Origin of the sequence: Mucilaginibacter gynuensis, assembly GCF_039541195.1 — a bacterium.
Lineage (GTDB): Bacteria > Bacteroidota > Bacteroidia > Sphingobacteriales > Sphingobacteriaceae > Mucilaginibacter > Mucilaginibacter gynuensis.
In genome coordinates, this window is sequence record NZ_BAABFT010000020.1 from 62,936 (window position 1) to 83,630 (window position 20,695).

The window sequence follows — 20,695 nt, forward strand, 5'->3', positions numbered from 1 at the left end:
ACTGTCATGCTGAGGAACGAAGCATCTGTTGACAAACTTTAAAACAATAAAGGTTCTCCACTTTGTTACTCATGACGTGTTATCAAAGCAGTTTCTCTTTTACGTCAGCAAGAAGCTTCGGGCGAAAACGGGCAGAACTGAGGAGGCCATGAGCGCAAAGGCGGGCATAGTGAACTTGTTGCATGTGGAGTGGGAATAAGAGGTGGGGCAAAAGTTCCAGCCCTAAGTTCTGCACGGTTTGCAGGGTTAAGGCCTTGTGCGGCAAAGAAGCCTTTTGCTGGACAAGCCTTTTGTTACTTTTGGGCTCAAAAGTAATGGGCCACTGCGGCCAAGAGCAGACTAACGTTAATTATAGCACAATCGTAACCTACGTAGAGATTGTTTCCTTCCCACCCATGACGTGTTAAAAAAACTGTCATTCTGAACGTTTGAAGAATCTTCTTCGCTATGCTTATCTGCGATAGATGCTTCGTTCCTCAGCATGACAGTGGAGAGTGGTTGTGTGCCATTGTCATTTACCTTCAGCGTCCAAAAAGAATAAAAATTATCTCAATGACGCGAGTTTATAGATTTGCTCCTGTTTATATATTTACAACGATCCCAAAAAAGCAACCAAAGCATCACGTTGTGTTTTAGATAACGAAGCTACTTTGTTTTTGGCAGAAAGCGCTTCGCCGCCGTGCCACATGATGGCTTCGAGCAGGTTACGGGCGCGACCGTCGTGCAGGAAATTGGTGTGGCCGTTCACCTTGTTGGTTAGGCCAATGCCCCAAAGTGGTGGGGTGCGCCATTCTGACCCGCTGGCTAAAAAGTCGGGGCGGTTATCGGCAAGGCCGGGGCCCATATCATGCAGTAACAGGTCGGTATAAGGATGGATCAGTTGGTTGCTTAACTGCGGCAAACTTACATTTACCGCTGTACGAGCATCAGCCTTGTGGCATTTGATACAGCCCGCGCTGATGAATATTCCTTTACCTTCAACTACCGTAGGGTTGGTTACACTACGACGAGCGGGCACAGCCAGTGTACGCACGTAAAATTGTACGCTGTGTAAAAGACTATCGGTTAACTCATAGTTTCCGGAGCCTACATTGCTATCGAACTGGGTTTGTCCGTCGCTGCTTTCCTTGGGGAAAATGAAATTGGTGATGCCGATATCGCCATTATAAGCAGCGGCTACCTGTTGTAATAACGATGGCTGATTGGCTTTCCAGCCGAAACGGCCTAATACTTTTTTATTTTGAATAACATCCCAAACCGAATTGGCTTTCCCGCTGATGCCGTCGTTATCTTTATCATCCGGGTCGGCATTGGCCATAATATCAGCATCGCTTATACCTTCCAGCAAGCCCAAACCAAATACAGGCGCGGCTACGCGTGGCGATAACAGCACATTGCCCGGTAGGGTAATGTAAGGATCAATAATAGTATATGAGGGCGTACGCAAATTATAGGTACTGCCATCGGCAAACTCAAAAGTATTATCGGTATAGGTAATCAGTACATCGCCTTCTTTTTGCTTGTTTAACAAGCCGCGGTTTTGCAGCTGATCGCCAAAGCCGGGTACGGGTACCGGGTTGCCGTGCTCGCCTTCGCCGGGCAGGCTTAGTCTGAACAACATGTTGGCGGCAGATTCGCCTTTGCCGGGAACTTTTCCACGGCCATCGCTAACGTGGCACGACTGGCACGACACGTTATTGAATATAGGCCCCAAACCCGGGTTAACCGGTGCAGGAGCAGATACGAATGTGGCGCCAAACTGCCCGTCGCCAATTTCGTGTATGCGGGCCAGGTGTTCGGGCAGGCTGTTAAAAACATGAGAAAAGGCACCACTACCTTCATCAAATGCGGTTTGCGAACCACCGCTCAACCATTCGCTGTCCGGATTATTATCGGCAACTGAAGTATCGGCCTTACGGCAAGCCGCAATAAAGCCGGCGGTAAGGCCTGCAATGATCAGAACGGTTTTGGTGGTTTTTCTCATGTTTAAAATGCGGGTATAATTATTTTACGTTTTTCTGCACAAAAGTTTTCAGGTCGCCGTCAAGTACATTAAACAGGGCCTGAATTTTAGTCATCGCGTTTTGAACTTTTGATTGCTGAGTAACGATAGCCTCACCAAACGGAATTGTAATATCATTTAAAGCGGCTATAGCAGCAGCATGCTTGCTCTTAATATCAGCATCAAGCGATAAGTCTTTCTCACGAACAAGATCTTCCAAACCTTTGCCATCACTGTTGAAGCGGCCCTGGTAAATATCAAGGATACCTTTAATGTTGTTGGTAAAATCGATAGTTGAGTTTTTAGCGAAAGGGCTTTCCTCTAATTTAGGATCCTGCGCGTCAAACGGTTCTTTAATTTTACCGTTGGCAACCTCATCACAAATACCCGACATACCATCAACAATTTGCAGGAAAGCCGCCTGTTGCGTAGTAAACTCGGTTGAACCGGCACCTGCATTAGCCAATTGCTTATCATAACCATCTACAGACCATGAATCGCGTACCTCGGTAGTTAATTTAACCAGGTTAGCTGTAAGGCTCACTAAAAATTCTTTTTCGCGGACGGTAAATTGGGCCGCTGTCTTATTACCGTTTTGTCCCCACAATAGGTACTCAATAGGGTGAAAACCTTTTAGTGATTCTTCTAAGCCAGCAACATATTCCGGTGTTAGCGCCTGATTCCCACTTAATATCGACTCCAAATCATTAAATTCAACCGGCCAGGTATCAATACGTGGGTCGATCTGATCTTCAGCAACCGGGCCAAATAACCAGGCTTCAGTTTGCTCCCATGTAGTACGCATAGCTCTCCATTTATTTTGACTATCGGCAAGGTTTGCATCGTTAGTGGTGGTATTAAGCGTAGCGATTGACGTTTTTAAAGCCTGTGCTTTATCAAACATATCCTGGTACGAAGCCTTGCAAACAATATTGGCAGCATCTGCCAGTATTTGCTTTTTAAGCGCTTCTATATCGGTAACATTGGTGTTGTCGTTTTTATCTTTTGAGCATGATACTCCCGCCAGGGTAAGCGGCACGGCTATTACAAGCGCTTTAATAAATGATCTATTCATTTGATTTAACTTAAGTGGATGATTACTTGATTATTGATAAGTTCTGTTCTGAAAGTTTTTAAAGGCCGCAAAGCAGGCTCTTTCAATACCTTGCCATTCATATCGAATGAGCTGCCGTGCGATGGACAGTAGATCTTGTTGGCGGTAGCGGTAAGGTTTACACCCTCGTGCGTGCATTTGAGGTAAAGGGCTTTATATTCTTCGCCGTTCTTCACCAATAAAATGTCGTTCTCCATTTGCCTGGTGCGTATTACCAGCGCGGTAACTTTACCCGGTATAAAATTTTCGGTACCTACTTCTACTTCCTGATCTTTCGATCCGGCTACCTTTAATAAGGGCAGCGGCGTAGCGCACGATTCTAACAATGATGCACCGGAAGCTACTAATAAACACGCCGCACATCCCGATTTGATAAAGCTTCTCCTGCTGGTCATGAGAGTAATATTGGTTAAAAGTTATAGGCTATCCCGAGGTTTACAAAACCGGTGTTTTTGAAGTATGGTATTTGCTGCGGAAAAGGCGTTACAATAAGCGCCTGGTTAAAATCTCCGGTCATGCGTTCTACATAATCGGCCTTAATGGCGATACCTTTTATAGGCTTGTAGGTTAAACCTGCAACAATGTATTTCTTTTTGTTAGCCCCGTTCTCAATGCCATTAGCCGGAATTTTTGCACCCAGATCAATGTATTCGTAACGGCCGAAAAGGGTTAACGAGCGTTCGCCTTTGTAGCGACTGTATAAAATATCGTAACCCAACTCGGCATAGCCGCCGTACATGGTTTCGGGTGAGTTATTAGCGTAGGCCCGGTTAATGGCATCGGCATTGTTAATGTGTACAAAAGTACCGATGGTACGTATTGATATACCGTTATTGTTATACTGCGCGTTTACTTCGCCCAGTGTTACAGCGTTGCCAAACACACCCGAGTTAAGCTGAAGACTATCGGCCACACGCTGCTCTAAAGCGGTAGAACCACCGATATAACCCGAGGCTTGCAGCCTGAAATTGCTGATATAATAAAGTAACGAACCGCTTACGCCCAGGTTAACACCATTGGCCGCCTGCCCTAATTGCCTGCCACCCCTGATACCGTTAGCACCGCTAAAACCTTCGGAGTTTAAGCCGTTGGTTAATGCCAAACTATAATTTAACCCCGGTACGCTGAGCACTTGGCCGTAAAGGCCTACGCCTACCTCGCGCCAGGTTGAAGGGATGATCTGCTCTTCCAGAAATGGCCTGTCGACACCGTTAAATGTAGTAGGCAGGTGGTTTTCGTTGATGTAGCCTATACGCGGTATAAATAAACCGGCTACTATATAGGTAGATGGGTTAAGGTTGAATTTAAGGAATGCCTGCTCCATCGAGATGCTTCCGCGACCGGTTACACCCTCGTCGCCGCCCGATGATGACGAAAGCGCGTCTTCCACTTCCAGCTCGGTGAACAGCGATATTTTGTTGTTGAATTTATGGCCCAGGAATAGTACCACACGTTTCAAATTGCTTTCGGCACTTTTGCGTTTGGTATCTAAACTATAGCGAGCTTCGCCGTAGCCCGATAGTACAGTTGCCTGTTGTTTGTAAATAAGGCCTGCGGCAAGTGAATCTTCCTGAGTTAGCACTTGTGCGGATGCTTTGGTAGCGTAAAGGCCTGATAGTAATATAATAAGAAAAGTAAATCTCTTTAATTGCATAGTGGTGATTTTCGGCCATAAAGATAGCTATTTAGACTAATTACAATTACAGATTAGAAACAAATTAGAACTTTTTGCCATTTTTATTGTTTTTGGCGACATGTCAACAGCCCAAAAACTACAGCAGGAATTAGAAAATGTACTCTCCGGCGATGCATGGTACGGCAGCCCGGTATACAATATTATTGCACAGGTAAGTTTTGAAGCAGCTTACGAAAGACCACCAAACCACGCGCACAGCATTGCCGAAATTGTACTGCACATGCTGGGCTGGACGGAGGAAGTGATCCGCCGCATGCAGGGGCACACAGCTGCCGAACCTCCGGGCGGCGACTGGCCCGATGCCGGCACACCCGACGAGCACAAATGGAAAACCCTGGTGAACGATCTCAAGCTAATGAATGTGGAACTCATCGGCGTAATAGAAAATTTCCCCGAAGAAAAATGGAACACGCCCATAAACGATACCCGCAACTGCGAGCTGGGTACAGGTGTAAGCTACGAGGCTTTAATTAGAGGGTTGATACAACACCATATATACCACTCGGCACAAATAAGTTTATTGAACAGGATAGTTGGGTAGGGGCAAGTAGAATGGCTTACATTTTTAACTGCAGAGATACGCAATTCAAGAAATTTTAGTACGTAACACCCTATCTAAAAAAGATATGCTACGAAGTTTAAAAGCTTCGTAACACGAAAAAATCGTCTCTATTATATTAAACAACCAGCTTTACCAGCTTTTCGCCATCAAGTATTGGGATAGCGGTGGTGGTATCTACATTGAGGCAAAAAGCGATATCGGCTTCGATGCCTAATTGTTTGAGGCGTTCGCTGTGAGATGTTTTTTTGAGATAGCCATCCAAATCATCCTTTGCTAACTGGAAAAGATCATTAGCCGCGATAGCCGGATCATCGGTACGCAGGGTGGTCCCCTTTAGCTGCTCTACTACGGCACCTGCAAACAGGGTATCTTCCAGGTTGAAGTTGTTTTTCCAGCCTGCGCAAACCAGCAAGATATTATCGTTCTGTGTTTTTAACCAGTTGCATAGCGCGGTAATGTTTAAAAACGAACCCAGTACTATCTTTTTAGCTTTGAGCGACAAGTGCAGCGCGTGCGTGCCGTTGGTAGTAGTAAGCACCACCGTTTTACCGGCCACCTTTTCTTTGGTGTAAGAGAACGGCGAATTGCCAAAATCAAAGCCCGATACCACCTCACCGTTACGCTCGGCAGCCAGCAGGTAATCAAAGCCTTTTTCTCGGTAGGCCGCGCATTCTTCCACCTGCGACACCGGGATTATGGCCTCGGCACCATTTTCGATACCGTAACAAATAGAAGTAGTAGCCCTGAAAATATCTATAATAACAACTATATATTCCTCTACATTATAAAGAGGAATGAGTGCCGGGGTAAGGCAAACTTCTAAACGGGCACTCCTGCCTGTTGAGGCAGGAGTTAAATTTTCTGTCTGTGTCAATATCTGAATATATTATTACTCCGGTTCCCCCTTTAGGGGGATAGGGGGATTATGCTTTATAAAAAGGCGGCTTAACTATTTTAGCCTTCACTTTATTATCACGTATCTTGATGAATATTTCGGCATCTTCTTTGGCAAACTCCTTGTTCACATAACCCATACCGATAGCTTTTTGCAGCGATGGCGATTGTGTGCCCGAGGTTACTTTACCAATTACATTACCATCGGCATCAACAATTTCATAATCATGACGAGGGATACCGCGGTCAATCATTTCAAAACCAACCAGCTTTTTGCTGATACCGTCCTGCTTTTGTTGCTGCAAAGCCGCCGAATTGGTAAACTCTTTGCTAAACTTGGTTACCCAGCCTAAGCCGGCTTCAAGCGGCGAAGTGGCATCGTCAATATCGTTACCGTACAGGCAAAAGCCCATCTCTAAGCGCAATGTATCGCGCGCGCCTAAACCAATTGGTTTAATACCGAAAGGCTCACCGGCTTTAAAAATGGCTTCCCATATTTGTTCGGCATTATCGTTATCAAAATATATCTCAAAACCGCCCGCACCTGTGTAACCGGTGGCAGATACCACTACGTTATCAATACCGGCAAAAGTTCCTTTTTTAAAGGTGTAATATTCCATGGAGGCCAGGTCGATACTGGTAAGGCTTTGCAGTGCCTCGGCAGCTTTAGGGCCCTGGATGGCCAGCAGTGAAGTACGGTCGGATATATTCTTCATTTCAACACCGTTGGTGTTAAATTTAGAGATCCAGTTCCAATCTTTTTCAATGTTTGAGGCATTAACTACCAGCATGTAGGTTTTCTCGTCGATACGGTAAACCAACAAATCGTCAACAATACCGCCGTCTTCGTTAGGCAGGCATGAGTACTGTACTTTGCCATCGTATAGCTTTGAGGCATCGTTACTGGTAACACGTTGTATCAGGTCGAGGGCGTTTTCGCCTTTCAAAATAAACTCGCCCATGTGGCTTACATCAAACACACCTACGCCTTTGCGTACGGTTTCGTGTTCGGCGTTTATGCCTGCATATTGTACGGGCATATTGTATCCGGCAAAAGGCACCATTTTGGCACCGGCCTTAACGTGTATATCAGTTAATGCTGTATTCTTCATGTGTCAGTTAAAATTGGGGCAAAAATAGCAAAAATACGCACAAATCAGGCATGTGCCAGGCGCTTATAATACGCGGCCAGTTTAAGGGTAACGGCCTCTACATTGTGCTGCTCTTCGGCCAGCAAACGGGCGTTCGCGCCAATGGTTTTGCAAAAAGCTTCGTCGGCAATGCAGCGTTGTATGGCTTCGTAAAATTCATCGCGGTTATTGGCTATGAGTATGTTGTGCCCGTGTTTGTAGTTGATACCTTCGGCACCCAGCGATGTCGAAATAATGCACTTCTGCATGGCCATACCCTCTACAATTTTAACCCGCATACCACCGCCCGATAGCAGGGGCACTATCATAATACATTTATTGTTCACAAACTCCAGCGCGTCGTCTACCTCGCCCTGTATGTATATTTTGCCCGGCACTTCGTAATCATCAAACTGTTCGGGAATATCGTTACCGGCAACATACAGGCGTGCGCGCAGGTCGCCGTTGCTAAAATCGCTGTGGAAATTATCAATGAACCACTCCATGCCTTCGCGGTTGGGCAGCCAGGCCAGCGACCCTAAAAAGAACAGGCTCGGAAACTCGGTCTTGTCGCAATCGGGGGTGTACTTCAACAGGTCGATACTGATGGGCAGCACCTCTACCGGAACTCGAATATCATACGAGCGGATGGTTTTTTCATCCTGCCCGGTAAATACAATAATGGCATCAAAATGAGCAAGCTGTTGCAGCTCATAACTCCTGATACGCTTGGCAAGCATCGTCAGGTATATTTTTTTAAACGGATCTGATTTTTGCTGCGCCAGCCTGAACCATACCTGGTGCTCAATATTGTGCGCCCGGTAAATAAGCCGCGCCTTTGAATGCTTGCGCACAGCGGCAAGGTAGGGCACCACGAACAAGCCTTCAAACTGTACAATATCATAATCGTGGCTTTGCAGTTCGGTTATAATGATATTTTCGAGCTCTTCGTTGTAATAACGATCAATAATGTGTGCCGTTTGACTGAAGAGGTTAAAAAAAGCATCAACCATACTTACCGAAATATCAACATGATGTGAGCGGTAATTTATTTTATCGAGGATATCGTCGGTAGCGTGCAGGCGGTCGTTTTGCTTTTTCTCGTCGAGCGAGATCAGCGAAACCTCGTGCCCGAGGTTAACGAGGCCTTTAATGGTATTATACACCACTATAGGGTATCCGCCGTTTTGCGGAAACAAAGTACGGTGCGACAATATCAGTATCTTCAATGGGGCTTGGATGGTTTGTAGCAAAAATACTTAATTGCCAGTTACAAACAAGTAATCGGTACGTCAGGAATGGATTATTCTACTAATATTTTTTGGCAGTAAAGCGATTTGTTTATGCCTGCTCAAATTCTATCCTGATCTGTGGGTTGGTCACCTTAAAACTTAGGCGATGGTACGGGGTATGGCCCAATCTTAAAACCGTATTGCGGTGTTTTATAGTAGGATAGCCTTTATTGCTGTGCCAATCGTACTCGGGATGTTCGGCAGCGATGAGCTTCATGTAATCATCGCGGTAGGTTTTGGCCAGTATGGATGCTGCCGCTATGCTGTAATACTTGGCATCGCCCTCCACAATGCAGTGGTGCGGCGTGGTTTCGTATTTGTTAAAACGGTTGCCATCTATAATTAAAAACTCGGGCTTTAGGGTAAGCTGCGCGATGGCGCGGTGCATAGCCAAAAAGGAAGCGTTGAGTATATTGATCTGGTCTATCTCTTTATTACAAACAGATGCCACGGCATAGGCTATCGCCTTTTGCTCAATTTCGGTACGCAGCTGGTAGCGAATGTCTTCGGATAGTTGTTTGGAATCGTTCAGCAGGTGATGATCAAAATCGACAGGTAGAATTACAGCGGCGGCAAAAACAGGCCCTGCAAGGCAACCGCGCCCGGCTTCGTCACATCCTGCCTCAATTAATTCATGCTGAAATCTTGCTAATAACATCGTTGCTCGCTTATCTTTTTTATCAAATATCTGATAATTTATGATAACGGGCTTAAAATATTTTTAGTGTAAGGAGGGTAATGTCATCAATGGGCTTGGCTTTTATAGCCTTGTTGAGGTGATCTAAAATGGCCTGGTTAAAATCAATAGGCGGGAGTTTGCCATTCTTGATTACGCAGTTTACCAGTTTATCGTCGTTCCACTGCTTTGATACATCGGGCTCATGATCCATCAATCCATCGGTATAATTAAAAATGAGTGTATTGGGCTCTACATCTACTTCGCCTTCGTTTAAAAACGGGAGGTCGTCAAAGGCGCCTATCATGGTGGTGCCTAATTTAAGCGGCACCGCCTCGCCATCGCAAAACATGATGGATGGGTTATGCCCGGCGTTGATATAGTTGAGCTTACGTGTTTGCTGGTTATAGCGAGCCAAAAACAGGGTAATGAATTTTTCGCCCTTGGTGTTTTTAAGTACAATGTCGTTAAGCCTGTCGATGATGTTGGTGAGTTCGGGCTCTACCGTTACCCAGGCACGCAGGCTGGCCTGAAAGTTTGCCATGAGCAAGGCGGCCGAAATTCCCTTTCCCGATACATCGGCAATACACCATATATATTCGTGGTCGTTTATGCGGATGAAATCGAAATAATCGCCGCCGATGTTTTGATGGGGAAGGTAGCGGGCATCAATCTCGATATGCTCATCTTTATGCATCCGCACCGGGATCAGCATATTCTGCACATCGCTGGCCAGCTCCATTTCGCGCTGAAAACGTTCGGATTGCAGCTGTTGCTTAAATAATTTCCGATTCTCCAATGCCACCAATATCACGTTGATAAGGGTTTGCATAAAGTTGAGGTCATTACTTACCATCTCTTCCGGCGATTTGAAATCGCCTATTAGTGCAAAGGCTACCGGTTTGTTTTTTTGGTAGATGGGGATATAATAATCGTACTGCGACAGTATGCCGTTCTTATGCCCCGAAACAGGGATGGCCTCACGGAATTTTTTTAATAATAGGCAGGCCTTATAAAGCTCGTAAGTAGGTTCTGTTTGCCCGCCATATTTTGATATACACACAAAAACACCCTCGTCTTCAATTAAAAAACGCAGCTTACCCATATGCAGATAATTCTGGCATATTACTTCAAACATTTGAATGAGTACAGGTGTAGCCGTGTTTTTATTGATAGCGCGCGTTATCTCCAATAAAGAGTTTAATTCCGACTGCCGTTTAAGTAACAGTCTAATTAAATCGTCTTCACCTGAATTAGCTTCGTTATGCTGCATTGGTTGTATATAGAAGGCTTTCTATAAAATTAGAAAATAATTTTTTTAAACAAGGATACTTTGTGATTTTATATCAAAGGCATCCCTTAACCCTACCGTTACTAAATTAAACGCGTAAATGGTGAGCATAATGGCCAGTCCCGGTATTATGGCCAAGTGTGCCGAATCCATCACGATGTACCCATAGTGTTCCTTGATCATCCCGCCCCAGGTAGGCATTGGCGGCTGTGCCCCAAAACCCAAAAAACTCAAACCCGACTCTAACAGAATTGCCGACGCGAAATTTGATGATGCTATCACTAATATCGGCCCTATAATATTAGGTAAAATATGCCGCATTATTATACGCCTGTTATTAAAACCTAAAGAACGGGCTGCTTCAATATATTCTACCTGTTTTAACCCGATCACCTGCCCGCGTACCAGTCGCGCTACCTCTACCCACATGGACAGGCCAACCGCAATATATATTTGCCATAAACCCTTGCCCAGCGCGAAGGATATGGCGATAACCAGCAGCAATGCCGGTAACGACCATAGTATATTCATCAGCCAGCTTAATGCCGCATCTATCTTGCCGCCAAAATAACCGGCCACCGCGCCAATGCTTACGCCGATAAGCAAACTGATGATCACCGCCACCAAACCCACCGAAAGCGAGATGCGTGTGCCCAATAATAAACGGCTCAGCAAATCGCGACCGTAAATATCGGTGCCTAACAGGTAGGTTTTGGTTGTAATATTTTCCGTTTGGATCGCATCTCTAAAGCGTTGATAAAGCGGATCGCCAAGCGGCAATACGCTGTGCCTGCCCGATGAGTAGAGCACAATAACGTTGCTGCCGCTGTAGGCCGGCTTTTGCCCGGTGACTACCTCAAATATATTGTAAGCTTTTCGTTCGGGTTTATCCTCGTCGCCAATGTATTCGTCAACATAAACCGAATCGGCCTTAAAATTATAACCGGTTATGGGGATGTTGCGATAGAAATCGGGCTGGCCGAAAAGCATTTTTGTAAAGACGCCCACCGTATCCACCGGTTCATCTTTACGGATACGCAGCAGCATAAACTTCGATCCCGGTTTTTTAATGCTGAGCTGAATGATCATGTTATTGGCCTGCGGCGTATCATCGGGCATTATTAAATAACCCAGTATGGCAACAATAATGCTGATAGCGATGAACACAACTCCGCCAACGGCAAACTTGTTGCGCATAAATACCTTACGGGTCCGCTGTGCTGGGGTGAGCTCGGCCAAGATCTTTTTTGTTTAAATATGCTTTAAATACGGCAATAATTCATCGCCCAGTAAAAACAAATGAACGTGTAATGACTTAAGCCTCGTTCAGTTCATCCCAATACTCCACCGCGCGGCGGTAATGCGGTATCACAATTGAGCCGCCAACCAAATTGGCTATCATGAAGATCTCGTTCATTTCATCGCTGTTCACGCCTGCTTCGTGACATTTGCCAAGGTGGTATTTTATACAGTCGTCACAACGCAACACCATGGATGCTACCAGGCCCAGCATTTCTTTGGTTTTTACGTCAAGCGCGCCTTCGGCATAAGAGGTGGTATCCAGCGCGAAAAAACGTTTGATATTGGTATTGGCGGTTTCCATTATCCTATCGTTCATTTTGGTGCGATAGGCATCAAATTCATCTGTTAACTTTCCCATTGTATATGTGTTATTCTAAAAATTTCTTCCGGTAATTTAAGGGGCTTACCTGCATGCGAGCCTTAAATGTTTTGTAAAAGTGCGATACATCCCCAAACCCGCAATCAAACGCGATGGCCGATATCGGCTTATCGGTTTGTACCAGTAACTGCGTGGCGTAACTAAGCCGGTACTCAATAATGGTATCCATGAAGGTGCGGCGGGTTACTCTCTTAAAATATTTGCAAAAAGCATTGGGCGTCATGTTGGCTATGCCTGCGGCTTCTTCTAATGATACATGGCACCTGAAGTTCTCTACCAAATAGGCAAATACCGGGTTAATACGCGGCTGTTCGCTCATGCTGATACCGGGCAATATACCATGCTGATCCAGCAATACCTGATTACGGCTTTTGGCCAGCGTTTGCAGGGCATCCAGTAATAAAAGCAGTTTTTTGAAACTTTCGCTATTACCGGTAAACTGCTGCATAATGACTTTCATATCCGCATTCACGCTTTTAAAGCAGATACCGTTACCGCTTTTTTGCAACAGACGGCTAATGTGCCTTAACTCGTGCCGGGTAAAAAAATCATCACCTAAAAATTCGGGCACAAATTGTATCACTATAGAGCAGGCATCATCCTGTTTGTCTTCCAGTTTCCAGCAATGGGGCACATTGGGGCCAAGCAACACGAGGTCGCCCGGACCAAAATTTTCCATGTGGCTGCCAACATATCGCTTGCCGGTGCCGCTTACAATGTAGGTAAGTTCGTACTCGCGGTGGTAATGGTAAGGCGCGTTAAACCCTTCTGCATCAAATGTTCGCGCCAAAAAAGACTGCTTATCATTATGTTTTATCAGCTCGTATGAGGCCTTCATTTTTGCGTATACTGTCGGGTTTATTTGTGTGGGTAATTATATGGATAATATACGCCATTATTATGCCATAAAACATATTTTTTTGGCGATAAGTAAGCCGGATATTTAGCACACCAATAATTCCTGAATTATGAGCCTTACCAAATTATCGCACAGCACTCAACGCACGATAGATGATGCTCCCATTCATTAAACAGAACTCTGCGTTATTATAAATAAACAATTCAGCTATTTTTATTTCAAGGGGTTGCAGGCTTCGGATAACCGGAGCCTTTTTTTATGCAAATCCACGTCTACAGAAACGCCCCTAACTCCGTGAATATCCATATCCCACATTAAATTATTTCAAAATAAATTTTATAAATAAACGAACGTTCACTTATATTTGTGCCGTAACTATTTAACTATTAATGCGCACACGAAATACGGATAAGGAGCAACTGGTAAAACAAACGGCAATTGAGCTTTTGGTAAATGATGGCTTTGAGGGCTTTAGCATGAACAAGCTGGCAAAAGCCTGCGGTATATCGGTAGCTACGCTGTACATCTATTATAAAGATAAGGACGACCTGATCATTAAAATAGGTACCGAAGAATACCGGTTAATGTGCGAGCAGATTTTGGAGAACTTTAATCCCGAAGTAGGTTTTGAGGAAGGCTTGCGGCACCAATGGAAAAACCGGGTAAGGCACGCGTTGCGCAGCCCTGTTTTGGGCGCGTTTTTTGAGCAATTACGTTCATCAACTTATCAGCAAGAGATTTACGAAGTGTTTGTAGACGAGTTTAAAGAAACAATGGGACGGTTTATGCATAACGCCATTAAGCGCGGCGAAATTAACGCCATGCCTTTGGAGGTTTATTGGGCCATAGCGTTTGGCCCGTTGTATAACTTGTTGCGTTTTCACCAGGAAGGCCGTAGTATAGGTGGCAGGGCATTTATACTTACCGATGAAATGATATGGCAGGCATTTGCCCTGGTGATAAAGGCGCTAAAAAATTAAATGGTTTACCGGCAGTATTTATGAATGTTATGGAAGAGCAAATATTTGTATTTAAAACCAGCATTAAAACCGAGCGCGACAGGCAAAACATCTGTTCGCTGCTCAACGCTACAGAGGGCGTAGCCGACTGGAACGTTGACCTCGACGATTGCGACCGGGTGCTGCGCATTGTAACGGCAACGCTTGATGCCGTAAGCATTATTGAATTAATTAACCAAAAGGGCTATCTGTGTATAGAACTTGACTAAACAATTATCCCCACAAAATGAAACAACCACAATCAACCGCGGCAACACCGTTTACCGCATACCAAAAGCTGCTGATAGGCATACTGGCCTTGTTGCAGTTCACCGTAATATTAGATTTTATGGTGCTATCGCCATTGAGCGATATCCTCATGAAATCGTTAAACGTCACTCCTGCGCAATTTGGCTGGGTGGTATCAGTATACGCGTTCAGCGCGGGCGGCTCCGGCCTGCTTGCCGCCGGTTTCGCTGATAAATTCGACAGGAAGAAACTGCTGGTGTTCTTTTATGCCGGTTTTATATTAGGCACCTTCGGTTGCGCTATGGCCACAAGCTACCATTTGTTACTGGCAGCACGCGTTGTTACCGGCTTGTTCGGTGGTGTAATAGGCGCTATATCAATGGCCGTAGTTACCGATATTTTTGAACTTAACCAACGCGGCCGTGTAATGGGCGTTTTGCAAATGGGTTTTGCAGGCAGCCAGGTGCTGGGTATTCCTATCGGCTTGTACTTTGCTAACTTATGGGGATGGCACGCGCCGTTTTTAATGATAGTTGGCCTGGCCGTACTGTTAATGCTGGTAATGGTTTTAAAAATGCAGCCGGTTAATAAGCATTTGGCGTTACAATCGGAAAAGAACGCGTTTTTGCACCTTGGGCATACCGTTTCTAACAGTCGCTATCAAACAGGTTTTCTGGCTACAGCGTTCCTGTCGGTGGGTGGGTTTATGCTGATGCCTTTTGGCAGCGCTTACCTGATCAATAATATCCATATTTCACAGCATTCGCTGCCTATGGTATTCTTGTGCACAGGTATATCATCTATCGTGATTATGCCCTTCATTGGTAAGCTGAGCGATAAGCTGAACAAGTTTCACCTCTTTACCGGTGGTTCAATATTGGCTATCATTATGATCTTGATCTACACAAATCTGCCGCCTGTGCCGCTGTGGCTGGTGGTAGTGGTTAACATGATCATGTTTATGGGCATCATGAGCCGCATGATTCCGGCCACTACGCTTAATACCGGTATCCCCGAAATGGCCGATCGTGGTGCTTACATGAGTATCAGTTCGTCGTTGCAACAGGTTGCGGGAGGTATTGGTGCTGTAATCGCGGGGCTGATAGTATCGCAATCAGGCAAGGGCGCTCCTTTGCAGCATTACGGTACTTTAGGTATTGTGGTGGCCGCTGTAATTACCGCCTGTATCTTCTTTGTATACCGTGTAAGTGTAATGGTGCAAAACAAACAGCGCGAAGTAGTTAATGTAGCTGCTGCCGAAAATTACGATAGCATAGATGAGGTGCTGCCCGAGCATTTATAAAGTAAACCGGGTGTAATATTACCGTTAATGACCTGTCGCATAAATACCTTTTGGTATATTTGTTTATGGACAGGTCATTATCAAAAGCCGAACGTACCCGTAAGTTCATTATTGAAAGTACTGCCGAAATCTTTAACAAAAAGGGTTACGCCGGCACTTCCATGTCAGACCTTACCGAAGCGACCGGGCTTACCAAAGGTAGTATTTACGGAAATTTTGAGAACAAGGAAGAGGTTGCGCTGGCGGTATTTGATTACAACAGCGAAAAGGTGAAAAACCTGATCAGCGAGCAAATTAGCCGTGCCGCATCTTACCATGATAAGCTGATGGTTTATGCCAAAGTGTATAAAAACGTAACCAAAGGCTTTATTACACAAGGCGGCTGCCCGATACTGAATACCGCCATTGAAGCCGACGATACCCATAACCTGCTGAAAGATCGTGCCGCCAAAGCCGTAATAAAATGGAAGAAAAGCATCACCGACCTGATAGAAGGCGGCGTAGCCGCAGGAGAGTTTAAGCAGGACATCGAGATCCCCCGTACCGCCCTATCCATCATCGCCCTAATAGAAGGCGCGGTAATGATCTCCCGAGTAACCAACGACCTTGGAGCGATGGATAAAATATTAAAAACAGTAGAAGCAGTGATTGATGAGTTAAAAGTGGCATAAGGGTCGAGGTTCCGGGTTTCAGGTTCGGGGGCTACCTAACGCTTGTACACGTTGAAAAGTCGGGAGAAAGTCCACCTCGCATATAAAACTCCCCCTTCAGGGGGCTGGTGGGCTCCACGCCTTCCGCAAAAACCTTAACCAATTACCATGCATCATGTTCTCAATATCGGCATCAGTATAACCACGGGCTGCTAACAGGCTGGTAACCTTTTGCAGATCGGCAATGGTAACTAGATCATAAGGGCACTGCTCTCGCCCGAACGCGCCATCCAGGTCAGAGCCGATGCCTACGTGAAGTGCATTGCCCGCTATTTGGCAGATATGATCGATATGATCCATCATCACTTCGAGGTTGCAGTTCATTCCTTCGGGTGTTGATTGCCCGCGCACCCAGTTGGGTACCATCATCCAGGCATCAAGCGCAGCACCAATAACAGCGCCCCGTTCAATTAATTCTTTTATCTGTTCATCGTTGTATTGGCGGTTGTGGTTCACCAGCGCACGGCAGTTATTGTGGCTGGCCCAAATGTGGCCGTTGAAATGATCGAGCGCTTCCCAAAAGCTATCGTCGCATAGGTGCGTAGCATCAAGGATGATGTTCAGCTGTTCCATCTTTCTCAATAGCTCATGACCTTTTGGTCCCATGTATCCCGTGGCATCAGTACCTTGCGCATACCGGCCCGGGCCATAATGCGCAGGCCCTACCGCACGGAGGCCATAGGCATAAGCCCGTTCTAAATGTTCAACGGTAACAATAGAATCGGCACCCTCTAAACTTAAAATATAACCTACAGGCTTTTTGGCACTGTCCTCGCCATTGTTCCATAAAGCCAAATGATTTTCCAGCGTTTGCAGGTTATTGATCTGTACCATTTCGCCTGCCTCTTCCATGGCTTTATACCAGGCCAGTTGCCCCTGTGTTTGCGCCCAGGCCTGTTCCGGCGAATGCCAGCCGGGCAAAGCATTATCCGGTGCTACATAGCGCGCTATCTGGGTAGCTACTACCAGACCTATGTTTCCTTTGCGCAATTCGGGTAATGATACTACGGCCTTTTCACGGTCGGGTTTATCCGTAAGGCCTTTCTCCCTCGCGTTGATATGGGCTACCGGCAGGGTAAGGTCGCGGTTCCATTCCAGCGCGTTCATACTTAGGTCGAGGTGGGCATCTACAATAAACATAGGCTTAATATCAATAATTTATTTTACGGTCGCGGGCGGTGTTATGCCATTCACCGGCGATATAGTTTTTATCTATAATAACAACGCGCTCATATAGAGCCACGGAAGGGCATACGTGAAAAGGCAAGCCATAAAGCACATCGCCAACTTTATAGTCATGATTTTCAGCTACTTGTAATACTAAATGTTCTTCACTATGGCTTATCGATTTTAGTTCGGGCGCATTTAAAAACATCACGCGTTTACTCAACTCACTTTCCGATGCTACCGATTTATGGCCGAGGTCTGTACAGATCACCCCATCCGCAGGCAATGAAACAATGCGGCTTACCAGCAAAGCTGCCGGTAAAAAAGGCTGCTCTTCAAATAGCGCTTCGTAATTTGCATCCCAATAAATAAACGTTCCTGGACTGCATTCCACATCCTCCCATAAAGCATGTATCGGGAATGTTGGCGTTCCTCCTGCTATTACTTTCGGCGAATAGCCTTTAGCTTTTAATTGCTGCAACAATTCCCTTACGGGATCAAAAGCTTCGGCACAGCGGGCTTTCCTAGCTTCTATATCGGCATCGTGTATGTGGCCATCGTACGCGTGCAAGCCTATTAGGATAAGCGTTGCAAGCTGGTCAACTTCGGCATATAATTGCAATGTGCCATCGCCGGGTATTATCCCGGTGCGGTTCATCCCCACATTTAAATCAATGTAAACAGGAATGGTAATGCTATTCTCTGCGGCCGAGGCAGCGATGGCTTTTGCCGTATCAATATTATCAACCAAACAGGAATACCGTGTATTGGGATAGTTTTTTATGAGGTTGATGAACCGCTGTAGCTTTGGCCCGGTGGGCTGATAGGCCAGCAACACATCAGGTACTTTGCAAATTCCGCCTAATTCGGCTTCGGCTATGGTGGCGCATTTAAACTTGCTGATACCCGCCGCCATATTCAGCTTAAGTACCTCCCCGTTCTTGTGCGATTTGATGTGCGGCCGTAACCGGCTTACGTTATCTATCATGCCCGTCAGCAAGGCAAGGTTATGTTTAACCCTTTCGGGGTAGAGCACCAGTGCCGGGGTATCCAGCTTATCTATATCGGCTATTTCAAACCAGTTTTGTGCTGTAGCCATAGCAGTAATTATACTAATTCAAAAAGCGCTTCAATTTCTACAGGGATATTATCGGGCAATGAACCAAAGCCTACGGCGCTACGTACGCCAATGCCGTTCTCCGGTCCCCATACCTGCGCGAAAAGTTCGCTACACCCATTGATGATGTAAGGATGTTTTTCAAACTCGGGCACACAATTCACCATACCCAATACCTTTATCACCCGTTTTACATTATCTAAACTGCCCAGGTTTGTTTTGATGGTTGATAGGATAGCCAATCCGACTTGGCGCGCGGCAAGTTTGCCATCTTCCATATTAATGGTTTCGCCAATGCGGCCGATGATCAGCGTTTTATCATCCTGCACCGTGCCATGGCCCGATACATACAGGTATTTGCCATCAATTAAATAAGGTTTGTAAACACCCAGTGGTGCAGGCGCGGGCGGCAGGTTAAGGCCCAGTGCTTTAAAGTTTTCTTCAGGAGTACTCATTGTAATTTGTTTTATCATTTATGCAGATGCCCCACCTGTACAAGTACAGAAAAGGCGGTATGAAAGCGTTTGTTTTCGGGCTGCCATACAAATGCAATATGAGTATTATTATGATGAGTAGCAACCCGTAAGTAAACTGTAAAAGCCACAGTAAGGTAATTATCAGCACGGTATAACTAAAAGCGTTACATTTTTTTAAACATATATTATTATAAAATTTACATTTGTGGTTCGCCGGTGATGTAAGCGCCGGTTTAATTCAAAAATTGATCGCGATGTACGATATTTGCTGTGTAGGACATATCACCTTAGATAAAGTAGTTACCACCCAGGCCGTTAAACACATGGCCGGGGGCACTTCCTTTTATTTTTCGAACGCTATACGCAATATGGGCGTAAACTACATGCTGATAACCGCGCTGGCCGAAACCGAAATACGTTTTGTTGACGACCTGCGGGCCAAAGGCATAAAGGTTGATGCCCTGCCAAGTACACACACCGTAAATTTTGAAAATATATACTCCGAAAACCAGGATCACCGCACCCAGCGCGTGGCACAAAAGGCAGATCCTTTTACCCCCGAGCAGCTGACTGGAACCGAAGCGAAAGTATTTCATTTAGGCCCTCTGCTGGCCGATGATATGGATTTAACGCTGATAAAATCATTAGCCGACAGGGCAAAGGTAAGCTTAGATGTACAAGGTTATTTGCGCGAGGTGCGCGACCAACAGGTACATGCTATTGACTGGCCGGTTAAAAAAGCGGCATTGCAATACATCCACACCCTTAAAGCCAACGAACACGAAACCGAAGTGCTTACCGGGAGCAAAAACATCCACGAAGGCGCTAAAATACTGGCGGGTTGGGGCGTTAAAGAAGTAGTGATCACCCTGGGGAGTATGGGCTCGGTAATTTATGCTGATGGTGTGTTTTATACTATCCCGGCATTTAAGCCTACTGCTGTTATTGATGCTACAGGATGCGGCGATACCTACATGGCGGGCTATTTATACCAGCGCACAAAGGGTGCCGATATACAACAGGCCGGTGAATTTGCCGCCGCCATGGCCAGTATAAAGATCGCGGCATCGGGCCCATTCGTAGGCACCGAAGATGAAGTGGTTGATTTTATGCAGGTAAAGCAGGCTATTTAAGAAAGCACAAAGAAACAGAAAGAAATGTCTTTGCGAGGTACGAAGCAATCTCGTGGCTATTTATGTTTGCTCTGTATTCGACGGGATTGCTTCACTACGTTCGCAATTGTAAAGGTTATATAATTCGGTAACAAGATTAGCTTTAAAAAAAGTTAGTCACCATGCGCATCAACACGAATGACCTCACCCTTAAGCGGAACTATCTTCAGACCTATCGGTTGCTGATCAAAGAATACGAACAGGTAAAAGCAGGAGAGCACCCCACTTTCAAATTAGCGAAAGACTTCTACAGCGCCCATCATACTGACAGGCGGAGCTTTCTGAAGTATTACAACCGTTATAAGC

At 45.6% G+C, this 20,695-nt stretch carries 22 protein-coding genes; 7 read left to right on the forward strand and 15 right to left on the reverse strand.

The window, feature by feature from the left end:
- Positions 1–589 precede the first annotated feature (589 nt).
- From ABD894_RS24700 to ABD894_RS24715, 4 genes are read right to left on the reverse strand one after another with little or no spacing between them, the layout of a single operon-like run.
- Positions 590–1,984, reverse strand: coding sequence for a di-heme oxidoreductase family protein (locus ABD894_RS24700; protein WP_345213768.1), 1,395 nt, complete (start codon positions 1,982–1,984; stop codon positions 590–592).
- Between the two features lie 19 nt (positions 1,985–2,003).
- Entirely contained in the window at positions 2,004–3,077 is a 1,074-nt protein-coding gene (locus ABD894_RS24705) for an imelysin family protein (RefSeq protein WP_345213769.1), read from the reverse strand.
- 5 nt (positions 3,078–3,082) lie between these two features.
- Positions 3,083–3,511 (reverse strand): QcrA and Rieske domain-containing protein, encoded by a 429-nt coding sequence (locus ABD894_RS24710; protein ID WP_345213770.1) that lies wholly within the window; start codon positions 3,509–3,511, stop codon positions 3,083–3,085.
- A 14-nt stretch (positions 3,512–3,525) separates the two neighbouring features.
- Positions 3,526–4,770 carry a hypothetical protein gene (locus tag ABD894_RS24715; protein WP_345213771.1) on the reverse strand — a complete coding sequence of 415 codons (1,245 nt, stop codon included), beginning with the start codon at positions 4,768–4,770 and terminating at the stop codon, positions 3,526–3,528.
- A gap of 100 nt (positions 4,771–4,870) precedes the next feature.
- Here ABD894_RS24715 and ABD894_RS24720 point away from each other — a divergent pair, with 100 nt between their 5' ends.
- Positions 4,871–5,353: a DinB family protein gene (locus ABD894_RS24720; RefSeq protein WP_345213772.1), complete on the forward strand. Its 483-nt coding sequence runs from the start codon at positions 4,871–4,873 to the stop codon at positions 5,351–5,353.
- Positions 5,354–5,489: 136 nt separating this feature from the next.
- Here the strand turns inward: ABD894_RS24720 and ABD894_RS24725 are convergent, their stop codons facing one another.
- The 8 genes from ABD894_RS24725 to ABD894_RS24760 form a co-directional block, all read right to left on the reverse strand.
- The gene (locus ABD894_RS24725) at positions 5,490–6,248 is read right to left on the reverse strand and encodes a 2-phosphosulfolactate phosphatase (RefSeq protein ID WP_345213773.1); all 759 of its coding nucleotides are present in this window, start codon (positions 6,246–6,248) and stop codon (positions 5,490–5,492) included.
- A gap of 49 nt (positions 6,249–6,297) precedes the next feature.
- Positions 6,298–7,380, reverse strand: a complete 1,083-nt coding sequence (gene gcvT / locus ABD894_RS24730) for a glycine cleavage system aminomethyltransferase GcvT (protein ID WP_345213774.1) — start codon at positions 7,378–7,380, stop codon at positions 6,298–6,300.
- Positions 7,381–7,424: 44 nt separating this feature from the next.
- Positions 7,425–8,627: a glycosyltransferase family 4 protein gene (locus tag ABD894_RS24735; RefSeq protein ID WP_345213775.1), complete on the reverse strand. Its 1,203-nt coding sequence runs from the start codon at positions 8,625–8,627 to the stop codon at positions 7,425–7,427.
- A gap of 112 nt (positions 8,628–8,739) precedes the next feature.
- A complete protein-coding gene (locus ABD894_RS24740; protein WP_345213776.1) occupies positions 8,740–9,348 on the reverse strand; it encodes a ribonuclease HII in 609 nt (202 codons plus the stop codon).
- A gap of 52 nt (positions 9,349–9,400) precedes the next feature.
- A complete protein-coding gene (locus tag ABD894_RS24745; RefSeq protein ID WP_345213777.1) occupies positions 9,401–10,639 on the reverse strand; it encodes a PP2C family protein-serine/threonine phosphatase in 1,239 nt (412 codons plus the stop codon).
- A 45-nt stretch (positions 10,640–10,684) separates the two neighbouring features.
- Positions 10,685–11,896: an ABC transporter permease gene (locus ABD894_RS24750; RefSeq protein ID WP_345213778.1), complete on the reverse strand. Its 1,212-nt coding sequence runs from the start codon at positions 11,894–11,896 to the stop codon at positions 10,685–10,687.
- A 76-nt stretch (positions 11,897–11,972) separates the two neighbouring features.
- Complete coding sequence (locus ABD894_RS24755) at positions 11,973–12,317, reverse strand: carboxymuconolactone decarboxylase family protein (RefSeq protein ID WP_345213779.1); 345 nt, start codon at positions 12,315–12,317, stop codon at positions 11,973–11,975.
- Positions 12,318–12,327: 10 nt separating this feature from the next.
- Positions 12,328–13,176, reverse strand: coding sequence for an AraC family transcriptional regulator (locus tag ABD894_RS24760; protein WP_345213780.1), 849 nt, complete (start codon positions 13,174–13,176; stop codon positions 12,328–12,330).
- Between the two features lie 410 nt (positions 13,177–13,586).
- Here ABD894_RS24760 and ABD894_RS24765 point away from each other — a divergent pair, with 410 nt between their 5' ends.
- The 4 genes from ABD894_RS24765 (at position 13,587) to ABD894_RS24780 (ending at position 16,418) form a co-directional block, all read left to right on the forward strand.
- Positions 13,587–14,177 carry a TetR/AcrR family transcriptional regulator gene (locus ABD894_RS24765; protein WP_345213781.1) on the forward strand — a complete coding sequence of 197 codons (591 nt, stop codon included), beginning with the start codon at positions 13,587–13,589 and terminating at the stop codon, positions 14,175–14,177.
- 29 nt (positions 14,178–14,206) lie between these two features.
- Positions 14,207–14,425 (forward strand): hypothetical protein, encoded by a 219-nt coding sequence (locus tag ABD894_RS24770; RefSeq protein ID WP_345213782.1) that lies wholly within the window; start codon positions 14,207–14,209, stop codon positions 14,423–14,425.
- A gap of 17 nt (positions 14,426–14,442) precedes the next feature.
- Entirely contained in the window at positions 14,443–15,747 is a 1,305-nt protein-coding gene (locus ABD894_RS24775; RefSeq protein ID WP_345213783.1) for an MFS transporter, read from the forward strand.
- A gap of 65 nt (positions 15,748–15,812) precedes the next feature.
- Entirely contained in the window at positions 15,813–16,418 is a 606-nt protein-coding gene (locus tag ABD894_RS24780; RefSeq protein WP_345213784.1) for a TetR family transcriptional regulator C-terminal domain-containing protein, read from the forward strand.
- A gap of 96 nt (positions 16,419–16,514) precedes the next feature.
- Here the strand turns inward: ABD894_RS24780 and ABD894_RS24785 are convergent, their stop codons facing one another.
- Genes ABD894_RS24785 through ABD894_RS24795 form a run of 3 tightly spaced genes read right to left on the reverse strand, consistent with a single transcriptional unit; the run spans position 16,515 to position 19,196 of the window.
- Entirely contained in the window at positions 16,515–17,597 is a 1,083-nt protein-coding gene (locus ABD894_RS24785) for a dipeptidase (protein WP_345213785.1), read from the reverse strand.
- Positions 17,598–17,607: 10 nt separating this feature from the next.
- Positions 17,608–18,723, reverse strand: coding sequence for a D-TA family PLP-dependent enzyme (locus ABD894_RS24790; protein ID WP_345213786.1), 1,116 nt, complete (start codon positions 18,721–18,723; stop codon positions 17,608–17,610).
- Between the two features lie 8 nt (positions 18,724–18,731).
- The gene (locus tag ABD894_RS24795) at positions 18,732–19,196 is read right to left on the reverse strand and encodes a RidA family protein (protein WP_345213787.1); all 465 of its coding nucleotides are present in this window, start codon (positions 19,194–19,196) and stop codon (positions 18,732–18,734) included.
- A 224-nt stretch (positions 19,197–19,420) separates the two neighbouring features.
- Between ABD894_RS24795 and ABD894_RS24800 the strand changes: the two genes are divergently transcribed.
- Together ABD894_RS24800 and ABD894_RS24805 are read left to right on the forward strand one after the other, a co-directional pair.
- Positions 19,421–20,350: a PfkB family carbohydrate kinase gene (locus ABD894_RS24800; protein WP_345213788.1), complete on the forward strand. Its 930-nt coding sequence runs from the start codon at positions 19,421–19,423 to the stop codon at positions 20,348–20,350.
- Between the two features lie 161 nt (positions 20,351–20,511).
- Positions 20,512–20,695, forward strand: a 184-nt coding sequence (locus tag ABD894_RS24805; RefSeq protein ID WP_345209594.1) for a hypothetical protein, incomplete at its 3' end; no start/stop codon positions are given.

What these genes read in the sequence shown, in the direction of transcription:
- ABD894_RS24700 (WP_345213768.1), bottom strand. Translation starts at nt 1,984, where the DNA reads ATGAGAAAAACCACCAAAACCGTTCTGATCATTGCAGGCCTTACCGCC.
- ABD894_RS24705 (WP_345213769.1), bottom strand. Translation starts at nt 3,077, where the DNA reads ATGAATAGATCATTTATTAAAGCGCTTGTAATAGCCGTGCCGCTTACC.
- ABD894_RS24710 (WP_345213770.1), bottom strand. Translation starts at nt 3,511, where the DNA reads ATGACCAGCAGGAGAAGCTTTATCAAATCGGGATGTGCGGCGTGTTTA.
- ABD894_RS24715 (WP_345213771.1), bottom strand. Translation starts at nt 4,770, where the DNA reads ATGCAATTAAAGAGATTTACTTTTCTTATTATATTACTATCAGGCCTT.
- ABD894_RS24720 (WP_345213772.1), top strand. Translation starts at nt 4,871, where the DNA reads ATGTCAACAGCCCAAAAACTACAGCAGGAATTAGAAAATGTACTCTCC.
- gcvT (WP_345213774.1), bottom strand. Translation starts at nt 7,380, where the DNA reads ATGAAGAATACAGCATTAACTGATATACACGTTAAGGCCGGTGCCAAA.
- ABD894_RS24740 (WP_345213776.1), bottom strand. Translation starts at nt 9,348, where the DNA reads ATGTTATTAGCAAGATTTCAGCATGAATTAATTGAGGCAGGATGTGAC.
- ABD894_RS24745 (WP_345213777.1), bottom strand. Translation starts at nt 10,639, where the DNA reads ATGCAGCATAACGAAGCTAATTCAGGTGAAGACGATTTAATTAGACTG.
- ABD894_RS24755 (WP_345213779.1), bottom strand. Translation starts at nt 12,317, where the DNA reads ATGGGAAAGTTAACAGATGAATTTGATGCCTATCGCACCAAAATGAAC.
- ABD894_RS24760 (WP_345213780.1), bottom strand. Translation starts at nt 13,176, where the DNA reads ATGAAGGCCTCATACGAGCTGATAAAACATAATGATAAGCAGTCTTTT.
- ABD894_RS24765 (WP_345213781.1), top strand. Translation starts at nt 13,587, where the DNA reads ATGCGCACACGAAATACGGATAAGGAGCAACTGGTAAAACAAACGGCA.
- ABD894_RS24770 (WP_345213782.1), top strand. Translation starts at nt 14,207, where the DNA reads ATGGAAGAGCAAATATTTGTATTTAAAACCAGCATTAAAACCGAGCGC.
- ABD894_RS24775 (WP_345213783.1), top strand. Translation starts at nt 14,443, where the DNA reads ATGAAACAACCACAATCAACCGCGGCAACACCGTTTACCGCATACCAA.
- ABD894_RS24780 (WP_345213784.1), top strand. Translation starts at nt 15,813, where the DNA reads ATGGACAGGTCATTATCAAAAGCCGAACGTACCCGTAAGTTCATTATT.
- ABD894_RS24785 (WP_345213785.1), bottom strand. Translation starts at nt 17,597, where the DNA reads ATGTTTATTGTAGATGCCCACCTCGACCTAAGTATGAACGCGCTGGAA.
- ABD894_RS24790 (WP_345213786.1), bottom strand. Translation starts at nt 18,723, where the DNA reads ATGGCTACAGCACAAAACTGGTTTGAAATAGCCGATATAGATAAGCTG.
- ABD894_RS24795 (WP_345213787.1), bottom strand. Translation starts at nt 19,196, where the DNA reads ATGAGTACTCCTGAAGAAAACTTTAAAGCACTGGGCCTTAACCTGCCG.